This is a genomic window from Pseudomonas sp. PDM09 (genome assembly GCF_014852305.1).
GTDB lineage: Bacteria > Pseudomonadota > Gammaproteobacteria > Pseudomonadales > Pseudomonadaceae > Aquipseudomonas.
This window is the reverse complement of the sequence record NZ_JACVBI010000005.1, coordinates 287,720-300,341: the sequence shown is the minus strand read 5'-3', so window position 1 is coordinate 300,341 and position 12,622 is coordinate 287,720. Positions and strand designations below refer to the sequence as shown.

General features: G+C 58.5%; 11 protein-coding genes. 4 read left to right on the top strand and 7 right to left on the bottom strand.

Annotated features, from left to right (window positions below; translation table 11 throughout):
* Window positions 1-26: 26 nt before the first annotated feature.
* A complete protein-coding gene (locus tag IB250_RS14880; protein ID WP_192344650.1) occupies window positions 27-959 on the bottom strand; it encodes a LysR family transcriptional regulator in 933 nt (310 codons plus the stop codon).
* Window positions 960-1,103: 144 nt separating this feature from the next.
* Here IB250_RS14880 and IB250_RS14875 point away from each other — a divergent pair, with 144 nt between their 5' ends.
* A complete protein-coding gene (locus IB250_RS14875) occupies window positions 1,104-1,508 on the top strand; it encodes a RidA family protein (RefSeq protein ID WP_192344649.1) in 405 nt (134 codons plus the stop codon).
* Window positions 1,509-1,654: 146 nt separating this feature from the next.
* Window positions 1,655-1,996, top strand: coding sequence for a hypothetical protein (locus IB250_RS14870; RefSeq protein ID WP_192344648.1), 342 nt, complete (start codon window positions 1,655-1,657; stop codon window positions 1,994-1,996).
* A gap of 132 nt (window positions 1,997-2,128) precedes the next feature.
* Here the strand turns inward: IB250_RS14870 and phaC are convergent, their stop codons facing one another.
* From phaC to phbB, 3 genes are all read right to left on the bottom strand, one after another.
* The gene (phaC, locus tag IB250_RS14865) at window positions 2,129-3,829 is read right to left on the bottom strand and encodes a class I poly(R)-hydroxyalkanoic acid synthase (RefSeq protein WP_192344647.1); all 1,701 of its coding nucleotides are present in this window, start codon (window positions 3,827-3,829) and stop codon (window positions 2,129-2,131) included.
* Window positions 3,830-3,916: 87 nt separating this feature from the next.
* Complete coding sequence (locus IB250_RS14860) at window positions 3,917-5,095, bottom strand: acetyl-CoA C-acetyltransferase (RefSeq protein ID WP_192344646.1); 1,179 nt, start codon at window positions 5,093-5,095, stop codon at window positions 3,917-3,919.
* Window positions 5,096-5,152: 57 nt separating this feature from the next.
* On the bottom strand, window positions 5,153-5,899 hold the full coding sequence (gene phbB / locus IB250_RS14855; protein ID WP_192344645.1) for an acetoacetyl-CoA reductase: 747 nt from the start codon (window positions 5,897-5,899) through the stop codon (window positions 5,153-5,155).
* 257 nt (window positions 5,900-6,156) lie between these two features.
* On the opposite strand from phbB, the gene IB250_RS14850 reads away from it, so the two are divergent.
* A complete protein-coding gene (locus IB250_RS14850) occupies window positions 6,157-7,194 on the top strand; it encodes an AraC family transcriptional regulator (RefSeq protein ID WP_192344644.1) in 1,038 nt (345 codons plus the stop codon).
* A gap of 25 nt (window positions 7,195-7,219) precedes the next feature.
* Here the strand turns inward: IB250_RS14850 and IB250_RS14845 are convergent, their stop codons facing one another.
* Complete coding sequence (locus IB250_RS14845) at window positions 7,220-9,685, bottom strand: DUF3141 domain-containing protein (protein ID WP_192344643.1); 2,466 nt, start codon at window positions 9,683-9,685, stop codon at window positions 7,220-7,222.
* Window positions 9,686-9,940: 255 nt separating this feature from the next.
* Here IB250_RS14845 and phaP point away from each other — a divergent pair, with 255 nt between their 5' ends.
* Window positions 9,941-10,510 carry a TIGR01841 family phasin gene (gene phaP / locus IB250_RS14840; RefSeq protein WP_192344642.1) on the top strand — a complete coding sequence of 190 codons (570 nt, stop codon included), beginning with the start codon at window positions 9,941-9,943 and terminating at the stop codon, window positions 10,508-10,510.
* 35 nt (window positions 10,511-10,545) lie between these two features.
* Here the strand turns inward: phaP and phaR are convergent, their stop codons facing one another.
* Window positions 10,546-11,094, bottom strand: a complete 549-nt coding sequence (gene phaR, locus IB250_RS14835) for a polyhydroxyalkanoate synthesis repressor PhaR (RefSeq protein ID WP_192344641.1) — start codon at window positions 11,092-11,094, stop codon at window positions 10,546-10,548.
* A 178-nt stretch (window positions 11,095-11,272) separates the two neighbouring features.
* A complete protein-coding gene (locus IB250_RS14830) occupies window positions 11,273-12,541 on the bottom strand; it encodes an OprD family porin (RefSeq protein WP_192344640.1) in 1,269 nt (422 codons plus the stop codon).
* Window positions 12,542-12,622: the final 81 nt, after the last annotated feature.

The window sequence follows — 12,622 nt, the reverse complement described above, 5'->3', positions numbered from 1 at the left end:
TATGGCGGGGCTTGGTTTTATCCAGGTCAGATTCCCGACGCCTCACGAATCATGATAGGCGCATGCTGTGCCATCAGCTCAGCGACCCAATCAATGAATACGCGCAACTTGAAGCTGATATGCCGGTTCGGCGCAAAGGCCACGTAGATCGGCATCGGATCAAGGCGCCAATCCTCGAACAAACGGACTAACTCGCCGCGTGCTTCGTAGGTTTTGGACATGTAGTCTGGCAGCCAAAGAACTCCGAGGCCGGCCAGACCGGCCGCGATGTAGGCATTGCCATCGTCGACCGCCAGCACGTAGCGCCCCTTGATATGGACGCTCTCGCTGTTGCTGCGCATGGCATAAGGCACGGCTTTGCCTGTGCGTGCCCACAGGAAACCGACGACACGATGATGCGAATCTTCCAGCTCTTGCGGATGCGACGGCGTACCGAGGCGTTCCAGGTAGCTCGGTGCCGCATAAACTCCAAGCTGGAGCTCGCCTACCCGCCGGGCCATCAGAGACTGATCGGTTAGTTCGCCGCCGCGCACAACGCAATCTACATGCTCATCGATCATGTCCACGATGCGATCGCTGACGCCCATGTCGATCTGGATGTCAGGATATCGAGCATGAAACGCAGGCAACGCCGGCACCAGAATCATGCTGGCCAACGGACTGGGCACATCCACTCGCAGCCGGCCCCGGGGCAGGGCCGAGGCGCTGGACAGGCTGGTCTCGGCATCGTCCATATCGGCTAGCAACCGCACGACGCGCTCGTAATAGACGGCGCCGTCGGCCGTTACGTTGACCTTGCGCGTCGTGCGGTTGAGTAATTTGACGCGTAACCGGGCCTCCAACTGCTGCACCAATTGCGTCACAGTCGTCTTGCTCATATGCAGTGTTTCGGCCGCCTTGGTGAAGCTGCCCGTTTCCACCACCCGAGCAAACGCCTGCATCGCATCGAAACGGTCCATTTCTGCCCCGGATATCTATTGGATTGTTTGGGTTTTACAAACAGTGATGTCTACAGTTGCTCGTTTATCGGGCAGGCACAAGTCCTTAAAGTCTCTTTCATCATTAATTGCGGGTCGGCTTTGATCCGTTGAAGGAGGCACTGTATGACCAAGCGTGATGTTGTTTTTCCGCCCGGACGCCAAGCGCTTTACGAGCGCAATCGCTATTCGCCGGCTATCCGTTCCAATGGCTTTTTATTCGTTTCGGGGCAAGTCGGTAGCACCGAAGACGGCTCACCCGAGCCCGACCTGGAGACGCAGGTTCGGCTCGCGTTCAACAATCTGAACGCGATCCTGGTCGCTGCCGGTTGCACCTTCGACGACGTGATTGACATAACGGTCTTCATCGTCGATCCGCAAGAGAAGTTCGAGAGGATCTGGAAGGTTGTGCCGGAGTTCTGGGGTAACGCACCGCACCCGACGTTAACTGCTGTCGGGGTCACGTGGCTGTATGGCTTTGAGTTCGAGATCAAGGTGATCGCCAAGCTTCCTGAAACCGTCAGGAGCTGACCCGCGATAGCGCCGCGCAACTATCGGTTCAAGTAATAGTGACAATCGAGAAACGCAAGTTCTGGTTTGTTGGGCAAAGGCGGAAAATCGCCCCCATCGAAGACGCTGCTCAATGAACCAGACTTTTTATTTTCAGGACTTCACCGATGCGCCCTTTATTTGTTCCTGTCATGGCTTTCGCCACCTTGCTGCTGGCCGGTTGCGCCTCCGCACCGAACGACCCGACGCTGACCTTCCAGACGAAAAAAACGCCTGCCGAGTACGCCGACTGCGTGATACCTAAGTTGCAGGGCAGCGCACTGAACCCGACGGTCTCGCAAACCCAGCGCAGCTACCGGATCGTGGTGCCGAGCAAAGTCGCGGCAGACAACGTTCTCGAAGCCTACAAGGCCCCGAAGGGCGGCAAGGTGTTTTTGTATGAGCGCCACTTGCTGGCATCGAACTTCATGCCTTCGAGTTTCGAACGTGCCGCGCAGGAATGCCTGTAACCGGTAACCGCTTTTAAAAATGCTCCTTTGGTTGGCCGCAACCAACCCATTTTTGTCCCGTGCCTCATTCGGTCACGGGATTTTTTTTGCGTGTAGATAGTTGAGCCGCCCATTTACCCGTACGGGTTCCTGTCATTGCATCACATAACGCCCCGGAGCCGACTCAAGTGCCGGGTATTGCGCGTTCCCGGTGCTCAGCACTGCAGGCTGGCGTTCCCCGGCGTGTTCGGCCAGCCAGACGAACCAGTCGTTCCACCAGCTGCCCGGATGCTGCTGGGCATTCTTGAACCAGGTTTCAGGGTTCTTGGTGACGCGATTGTTGGTCCAGTAATGGCGTTTTTCCTTGGCCGGTGGGTTGATCACCCCCGCGATATGCCCTGAGGCGCCGAGCACGAAACGCTTGGTTCCAGACAGTAGCTGGGTGCTGGCGTAGGCGCTTTTCCATGGCACGATGTGGTCGTCATGGGTGGCGAGGATGTACGCCGGGGCATCGATGGCGCGCAGGTCCAGCTTGACCCCGCAGCAATCCAGTTCGCCGGATTTCAGATCGTTTTGCAGATAGGTATGGCGCAGGTACCAGCAGTACATCGGCCCGGGCAGGTTGGTGCTGTCGTTGTTCCAGAACAGCAGGTCAAGGGGTATCGATTTTTGCCCCTTGAGGTATTTGTCGACGTTGTAGTTCCACCACAAGTCATTGGGGCGCAGCAGCGAGAATGTATTGCCCATGTCCTCGCCCTTGAACAGGCCGATGGGGCCGTTGAGGCCGCCGATGGTGCGCTCGCGATAAGCCACCAATTGCTCGTCGACGAAGATGTCGATGGGGCCGGTATCGAGGTAGTCGAGGAAGGTGGTCAGCAGGCTTACGCTGGCGATCTCTTTGTCGCCACGGGCCGCCAACACGGCCAGCGCCGAACTCAACAACGTACCTCCAATGCAGAATCCCACGCAATTGGGCCGTTGCTCGCCGCTGATTTCACGGGTCAGCTGCAGGCCTTTGATAATCCCGGTTTCAATCAGGTCATCCCAGGTGGTGCCGGCATGTTCCTGGTCGAAGTTGCGCCACGACATCAGAAATACCGGGTGGCCTTGCAGCAGCAGGTGGCGAACCATCGAATTGTCGGGGCGCAGGTCGAGGATGTAGTACTTGTTGATTGACGGAGGAACAATAAATACCGGGCGCCGGTACTGGGTTTCGCTTTGCGGATAGTACTGGATGAGCTGGAAGAGTTCATTCTCGAAGACCACTTCACCGGGGGTGTTTGCCAGGTCGACGCCCACTTTGAACGCGCCGGCGTCGCACTGGCGCATCTTGCCTTCCTGCAGGTCGCTGGCCAGGTGCATCAGGCCTGTGAGCAGGCTGCTTCCTTGGGTGTCAACGACCCGTTGCAGCGCATCGGGGTTACTGGCCAGAAAATTGCTCGGCGCGCCGGCGGCGATGGCTTGCTCCGCCAGATAGAGCAAGCGTTGACGCGGTTTCTTGCCGTCGATCGGCAGCTGATCGAGCAGCTTCAGCAGAAAACCGGCATTGAGCAGATAAAACGCCGCGAGGGAACCGAACAGCGGTTGGCTCCAGTTGCCGCTGGCGAAACGTCGATCTTCGAAGCTGAAGGGCTGACCGGTCAACAGACGCTGGCCGAGTTCACACCATTGTTGCTGATAGTCCGATTGGAGGCTGTCCAGGGTTTCGCGTGGCAGCTCGAACCAGGCGTTGTAATCCTGCCCGGTAAACCAGGGATTGGTGCTGACCCAAAGCTTTAATTGTTGCACTGCAAAGGACGCAATGAACGGAACCTGGCCCGACCAGAGTGTGTTTAAGGTATGCGCGTTGTCCATGGAACTCCTTGCCCACATGAATAAAACCGGGCAGAAAAAAACCGCGGCGCCGGACTTCGGCGCCGCGTCACCAACCAGCCTGTGTTTCTAACGCTCGATGACCAGGCTGACGCCCTGGCCGCCACCGATGCACAAGGTGGCCAGACCTTTTTTGCCATCGCGACGGATCAGTTCATGTACCAGCGACACCAGAATCCGCGCGCCTGATGCGCCGATCGGATGCCCGAGGGCAATGGCGCCACCATTGACATTGACCTTGTTCATGTCCCAGCCCAGTTCCTTGCCGACGGCCAGTGACTGCGCGGCGAACGCTTCGTTGGCTTCGATCAGGTCCAGGTCGTCCAGGCTCCAGCCAGCTTTGGTCAAGACCAGACGGGTAGCGGGCACCGGGCCGATGCCCATAATCGACGGGTCCACTCCGGCGCTGGCATAGGCCTTGATGCGCGCAAGCACCGGCAAGCCCAGCGCCAGGGCTTTGGCGGCGCTTGCCAGCATCAACACGGCGGCGCCGTCATTGAGGGTCGACGAGTTGCCCGCGGTGACGCTGCCGTTTTTCTGGAACGCGGGTTTGAGGTTGCCCAGTGCCTGGAGCGTGCTGTCCGGACGCGGCTGTTCGTCGGTGTCGAAGACCAGCGGCTCGCCCTTGCGCTGGGGAATCAGGATCGGGGTGATTTCACCTTTGAAGTAACCCGCCTCGATGGCCGCGGCGGCTTTCTGTTGCGAGGCCGCGGCAAAGGCGTCCTGATCTTCGCGACTGATACTGTATTGATTCGCCAGATTCTCGGCAGTGATGCCCATGTGGTAGTCGTTGAAGGCATCCCACAAACCATCCTGAATCACGCTGTCTTGCAGTTGCGCATGACCCAGACGCAGACCGGTGCGCGCCTTGGGCAGAACATAGGGCGCCAGGCTCATGTTTTCCTGACCGCCGGCAATCACCAGTTCGGCGTCGCCGCAACGGATCGCCTGGACCGCGAGCTGGACCGCCTTGAGGCCTGAACCGCAGACTTTGTTCAGGGTCAGGGCGGGGGTGGTATGGGGCAGGCCGGCCTTGATCGCGGTCTGGCGTGCCGGGTTTTGCCCGGAGCCTGCAGTCAGCACCTGACCGAGGATGACTTCATCGATCTGCGCAGCGTCGATCCCGGTCTGTTCGAGCAGGCGACGAATCACCGCCGCGCCCAATTCGGTGGCTGGAATGGCGGACAGTGAACCTTGAAAACTGCCAATGGCGGTGCGAGTAGCGGCAACGATTACGACTTCGTTCATGCATGACCTCATCAAAATTCTGTGGCGCGGGAGCAGGGCATACATGCCCTGACAGGCTTACTGCATGTTCATGCCGCCGTTGACCGAGAAGTCGGCACCGGTGCTGTAGGCCGATTCATCGGACGCCAGCCAGGCGACGATCGAAGCGATTTCTTCGGGTTGACCAAGGCGCCCCACCGGTGTGGCAGCGATCATGGTGTCGAGAATGTCCGGGCGGATGGCCGCGGTCATGCTGGTCTGGATGTAGCCGGGCGATACAGTATTGACGGTCACGCCCTTGCCCGAGACTTCCCGGGCCAGTGCCATGGTGAAGCCATGGATGCCGGCTTTGGCCGCGCTGTAATTGGTCTGGCCGAATTGGCCGCGCTGACCGTTGATCGACGAAATGTTGATGACCCGACCCCAACCCTTGGCCAACATGCCTTCAATCACCTGTTTGGTGGTGTTGAACAGGCCGCTGAGGTTGGTCCCGATCACCGCGTTCCAGTCTTCTGGAGTGAGTTTGCGAAAGGAGGCATCCCGAGTGATGCCGGCATTATTGACTAGCACATCGATCGGGCCGAATTGCTCTCGTGCCATCTCGAAGGCCTTGCGGGTCGATTCCCAATCGGTGATGTCGCCGAAGATGCATTCGAACTCATAACCCGCCGCCAGTTGGGTGGCGATCCATTCGTTCTTGCGGGCGGAATCCGAGCTGCAGCCGACGATGACCTTGAATCCTTCCTTGTACAGGCGTTGGCTTATCGCAGTGCCAATCCCACCCATACCACCCGTGACCAACGCAATACGACCAAGCGACTTCATACAATCCCTTCCTTTCTTTGTTTTGCGTTGCAAGATGGGGGGATTGTTCGGTATTGACCGGGCGTGCGGAAGTGTTGAGAAGTGACTGTCTGGTGTCCAACGGTGCCATGCCCCGGTTAATGACGGGTGGCGAAAAACGCCAGTTACCTATACTGGGATCAATATTGGCCACTGAAGAACCCGTTAGTCTTTGATTCATCGCAGATCAGTTATGGCTCCGGACAGGATGTTCGGTTCCACAGGTCATTGAGGACGCCATGTATAGAATGAGTTCAGGCTATGCCAGCGTGCTGGTAAATACGCTCTCGGCTCAAGGACTGGATGTTGCCAGTCTGTGTCGGGAGGCTGGACTAGACATGAAGCTTGCGAACAAACCAGGAGCGTTTTGCGAGCGAAGGGCGATTTATCGATTATGGGATCTGGCCGCTCAGGCCTCGGGCGATCCGGACATCGGCCTGGAGGCCTATGGAAGCTTCCACCCCGGTAGCTTTCAGATCGTCGGCTACACCATGATGTCCAGCCTGAATCTGAAAAAAGCCCTTGAGCGCCTGGTTCGTTTCAGTCCGTTGATTGGCACCGGATTCAGCCTTTTCTTTACATCGGAACAGCAGGGTTACCGACTTTCCGGCCTCGATCATCAACAAAAAGGTTCGGTCAAACCTCGCCAATACACCGATGCAGCGCTGGCTTCGTTGCTGGGCTTCTGCCGTAAGCTGGCGGGCGGTCACTCACCGCAACCCTTGAGTGTGGAGTTCACCTATCCCGAACCTGAAGACACCTCCGAGCATCGACGGTTGTTTGGCTGCGACCTGCGTTTCGACGCGGCTTACGACAGCATTTTGTTTGATGGGCAGGAGCTGCTGCGTCCGTTGAGCATGGCCAACGAAGCGCTGGCGGTGCTGCATGACAGTTTTGCCGAGGCGCAACTGGATCTGCTGTTTGGTTTTTGCATCGTCGGCAGGATTCGCGCGCTGATTACCGAGCGCTTGAGTCAGGGCCAGGGGCAATGCGATATGGAGTCGATCGCGGCGGCATTGAACGTCAGCAAGCGCACACTGCAACGCGCGCTGGAAAAGGAAGGGACGCAATTCAAGGACGTGCAGAACGCTGTGCGCCGGCAATTGGCCGACTTCTACCTGCGCCATTCTCACTTCAACATGAAGCATGTCGCGTATCTCCTTGGTTTTCATGATCACAGCAGCTTCAACAAAGCCTGTAGCCGCTGGTTTGGCATGACACCCGGTCAGTATCGGGCCGATGAATCGTTGGCAATCGAGGAAGCCGCGCCGGTCTGACACCGCCTCCCGTCAGCGTTCAACGCTATTTCATCGGAGGTTTTTTTACGGCTTTCTTGCCCTTGGCAGGTTTGCGCACCGGACTCGCCACCTTGACGATGGGGTGTGGGGTCACTGCGGGGATTTTCTGCTTGATCGGCTCAGGGATGAGCACCGGGATGGCTTGCTTGATCGGCTCTGGCGTTATCGCCGGGACTTTCACTTCGATGGCGTCGGCCGCACCAGGTGGTTGGGGCAGGCTGAAACCTGGCAGCGGAACGTCGAGTAGTGTGTGCAGCTCACACCAGCATGGGTTATTTGCGCCGCTGGTCAGCAGTTCCGGCAGCAAATTGGCGACGGCCGCCAGCACTTGTTGGCGCTCTTCGACTTCAACCAGCATCAAGGGCAGGCTGTGCAGGCTTTCTTGCGGGAGGGTGGCGACCAGCAGTTTTTGCAGGCGCAGGGTTTCGCGCAAATCAAGCGGCTTGGCACTGTAGTCCTGGAGCAGCACCTGCAGTTGCAGGATCAATTTTTCGACGCTTTCCTTGCCCGGTTCGTCGCTGTCGCGGCCCAGCAGGAACAGGATACGTATCAAGGCTTCCATCAGGCCGCCAAGGGGCAGGGCATCCTGCAGGCGCTCGATCAGAACCTGGTCGTGCTGCTTGGCGTGTTCCTGCAGATTTCGTCCGGGTGCGTTGCCAGCGAGGCTATTGAGCACGCCATACACGCCGTAGAAACACATTTCGTGAGCCGCATCACGCAGGTCCCGATAGCCGTTCAAGGCGTCCTGCACCTGGTTGGAAAACAGTTCTTGCCAGGCCAGCAACGGGTTGTTCTGGCTGGCGGGGTAACGATCCTTGCTCACTTGGGCGGCACTGCCAGCCAGCCACCACAGCGCCGGGTTCAAACTGCTCCAGGCCACTTGCTGCTGATGGAAAGGGTGCGCGCGGCGCAGCAGTTCGGCGCTCGGTTCGTTGATCAGTTGGCGCAACCACGGGCGTATGAATTCGTCGTACACGTTGTTGTTGATGGCGGAGGCGCGCTGCACCAGTGCGAATTCGCGATCGTCATCACGGGGCGGCTGCACTTGGCCATGAATGTCGGCGATACGCCGGGACTCGAAACGCACGGCATACGGCGTCGCCGAGTGCTCCGGCAGGTCTTCGATCAGCATTTCATAGAGCCCGGACGGCAGCGCATTGATCGCATCGACCGCACCCAGCAACTCACGGTGCTCACGCCGCGCCACGTCACCGGACACGAAGATACCCAGGTGACCGATGCTCGCATGTCGCAGGTAAACGATGGTGCGTCCGGCATTTTGCAACGCGAGATCGCTGGGATAGACGTCGGTGATCCAGTCCAGCGCCTGCTGCGGGGAGGTGATGTTGTCGCCATAGGAACAGAACACCACCACCGGCACCTCGATCAACTTGAGGTCAAGCCCGCTGCTCTTGCGCCCCAGGCCACCGGACAGCTGATTACCGATGAACAAGTCGTCGACAATCATCTCGATTTCTTCGCTATTGAGCAGGGTCGGGCTGCCCCACCAGCGTTCGAAATCCAGAAAGCGTGCGGCCTCGCTGTCGACTTCACTGAACAGGTGGTAGTACTTGCCCCACCAGGTGTTGGCCGGGTCCAGGTTTTCGAAATTGCTCACCAGCCAGGTGCCGTCGAAGCGGTCATTACCGAGGTCGCTTCCCAGGCGTGCCATCCAGCCACCGCCCAGCAAACCGCCGGTGTAGCGCATCGGATTGTGGCCATTGACGCCGGCCCAGTACGACAACGGCGCACCGTTGACGATGATCAGCCCCGGCAACTCTGGCCGAGTGGCCGCCAGGCCCATTAACGCCCAGCCCGCTTGGCAGTTACCAATGACGACAGGTTTGGCGCTGTCCGGATGCCGGGTGCTGACGACCTCGATGAACCGTGCCTGGGCGTCTGTGATATCGGCAAGGGTTTGCCCTGGGCGTGGCGAGTGACTGAAGGCGATGAAATAGGTGGGATGGCCGGCTCTCAGGCTTTCGCCGATGACCGAATCCTGTTTGAAACCGCCGATCCCCGAGCCGTGACCGCCGCGGGGGTCAATGATGATCACGGGCTGTTTTTTGCTGTCGATCTGTTGCCCCGGGCCGCCGAGGATTTGCAACAACGAATAGTTGACCGCACGAGGCAGGTCTTCACCAGCGACCAGCGTTTCATGATTGAACTTGAGCAGCAGCGGATACCCGGCGCGTTCGTGGGCCAGGGTGTTGTCGCCGCGCTGACGCAAGGTGTCCCAGAACAGCACGCTGCGCTGGCCAAGGTCAGTGAAGTATTCCTGCCAGTCAGCCGGTGTCGGCTGTCTGAGTTGCCCAAGGCTTAATGACGCGAAGGTTTTTGCCTGGCGCTTCTGCACGGCGTCGAGGACGTTATGGGTATTGAGGCGTTGCAGATGATTAAGGTGTTCGAACAAGCCGGCGGGGTCGCTACGCTCTTCATCTTGCAGCGCAATATTTACTTCCTGACCCATGGTGATCTCCTGCTGCTATGCATGGGAACCTGCGCATCTGAACCCTTTAATTAAAGAGGGCAAGGCGGGCCGTTCGATGAGCTGGAGTCTACAGCGAATAAGGAGGGCGTTAGCAATGTTTATTTTGCACCGCACAAAAATAGGCGTTGCCAAATAGTTTTGTGCACTGCAATATCAAGGCTAACGCGATGACTGGCCGGATCGCTATCGCGTCCTCAGGCTCATCAGGGCCTTCCAGTACCAGGAGATTCAAGCATGTCTTTTTTCAATTCGGAAAAACTGCAAACCGCTCAGAAAGCCAACCTCGACCTTTTGCAGCAAATCAGCGGCAAAGTGTTCGCCAGCGTTGAACAGCTCAGCCAGTTGCAGTTCAAGGCACTGCGCGACTCCACCGAAGAGCACTTCGAAGGTGTTCGCAAGCTGCTGGCCGTCCGTGATCCACAAGGCTTCGCCGAGCTGCAGGCTTCTTTCACCCAGCCGGGTGCGCAAACCGAACGCCTGGTCGAGTTCAATCGTCAGGTGCAAGCATTGATCGTGGGTACTCAGTCGGACATCGCCAAATTGACCTCGAGTCAGGTCGAAGCGGGCACCCAGCAGCTGCATGAGTTCGTTGAAACGATCAGCAAGAATGCACCGGCCGGCTCCGAGCCTGTTGTGGCCGCGTTCAAGTCGGGCCTGGCGAATGCCGGCACTGTGTTCGAAAGCGCACAGAAAGCCGTAAAACAGGCTGCCGATGTGGCTCAGAGTGGTTTCGATGCAGCGACTGCCGCGGGCACTAAAGCGGCCCCGGAAGCTAGCGCCAAGCCTAACAGCGGTAACAAGTAAGTCACGTCAGGCCAGCGGTACCAATGGCGATGGGTTTATTCCCCATCGCCATTTTTTTTCGTTCCGCCATCGGCACCGGGCTTGCCGCCGAACATGCCGAACAGGTTCTGGGTGTTCAGGTACAGCGCCTTCGACTGATCGACATACTGACGCATCAAATCCTGCATCACCGGCGCTTGCTGATGCATGAAGGTGCTCCAGGCCTCGGATGATTGCGCACCGGTCTGGGACTGGATGTCGATTACGGTCTGAATGCTCTTGTCCAGGTAACTGCCGAGTACGCCCTGATATGGGCCGTAGAACTGGATAATCCCCATCAGCATCTCGCTGGTGAAGATCGGCTCACCGCCGCTTTCGGCTTCCAGAATCACTTGCAGCAAGATGCTGCGCGTCAGATCCTCGCCGCTCTTGGCATCGACCACCTGAAAAGCAATTTTGTCGACCACCAACTGGCGTATGTCCGCCAGCGTCAGATGACTGCTGGTGTGGGTGTCATACAGTCGGCGATTGGGGTACTTCTTGATCAGGCGTGGGGTGGTATCAGTCATGCGGGGCGTCTCGCGGCGGGCCTGGTTTGTCGGCATCTTAACCTACTCTGGCCCACTGCCGAGGATGATCGTTCCCACGCTCTGCGCACCGATAGTTCCCACGCTCCGCGTGGGAATTCATCCTCGGACGCTCTGCGTCCGCTCTTGGGACGCGGAGCGTCCCGGGCTGCATTCCCACGCAGAGCGTGGGAATGATCAGGAGAGGAGGGCTTGCTTACCAGATCGGCAAGGTGTAGCTGACGATCAGGCGGTTTTCATCCAGGTCGCTGCCGAAGTTGGCCGAGCGAACTGTCGCGTTACGCCATTTCACCCCGACATTCTTCAATGGCCCGCTCTGCACCACATAACCAATGTCGGTATCACGTTCCCATTCCTTGCCTTCTGGGCGGTTGCCGCCCAGATCGATGTTGTCGCCGGTGAGATAGCGGGTCATGAAGGTCAGGCCCGGAATGCCGATGGCCGCAAAGTTGTAGTCGTAGCGCGCCTGCCAGGACTTTTCATCCTTGCTGGCGAAGTCGCCGATCTGCACGAAGTTCACCAGGAACGCATCGGTGCCGTTGACGTAGGCGTAGCCGGTGTCGCCGCTCATGCCCTGGTAACCCAGACCCAACGCATGGCTGCCGAGGTTATAGGTGAACATCGCGCCGATGGCGTTGTTATCGACATTGCTGCCGCCATCGTCCGTGGAACGGGCGAAGCGCAGATCGGTCTTCAGTGACTGGCCCGTCGTCACCGGCAACACGTAGGTCAGGTTGACCAGGTGCTGGCTGTAGAAATTGTCGAGGTGACCGTAGCTGTAGCCGGTGGCGAAGTTGCTGGTCCATTTGTAGTTCAGGCTGGCGAAATCGAAACTGTCGCTGTCGAGATGACGTGTGGTGATGCCCTTAGCGCCGGTGCGGGTGATGCCCATGTCCTCGTAGTCCGAGGAGTCGCGCTGATTGACCTGCGTCAGTCGCCCGGCATCCACGGTCAGGCCTTCGAGTTCCAGCGACGTCAACTGGCCGCCCTTGAAGGTTTGTGGCAACAGCCGTGAATCGTTGGCCAGTACCGTAGGCAGTTTCGGCAACAGCGTGCCGAGTTTCAGCGTGCTTTTCGAGGCACGCACTTTGGCGGTCAGGCCCAGTTCGCCGTACTCGTCCTGTGCACCTTTGCTCGTGTCGCGGTGACGTTTGAGCAGGCCGGAGCCTGCGCGATCAGGGCTGGAATCGAGCTTGACGCCGAGCAGGCCAATGGCATCGACACCCACGCCGATCAAACCGTCGGTGAATCCCGATTCATAGCGCAGCAGGAAACCTTGCGCCCATTCCTCTTGTTTGGATTGCGCGGCGTTGTCCTGGCGATAGTCTCGATTGAAATAGAAGTTGCGCAGCTCCAGGCTGGCCTTGCTGTCTTTGACAAAGTCAGCAGCGGCGGGGGCCGAGAGGCTGATGACGCCGCCGGCCAGCAATAATCGGGTAGCGAGGATGCGGGTGTTGCGGTCCATGGTGAAGCCCCTTTGTTTTTATTATGGAAAGACAGGTCCCGCGGCCCTCGCCAGGTGGGCGAGGGCTTATCAATAAAAAAC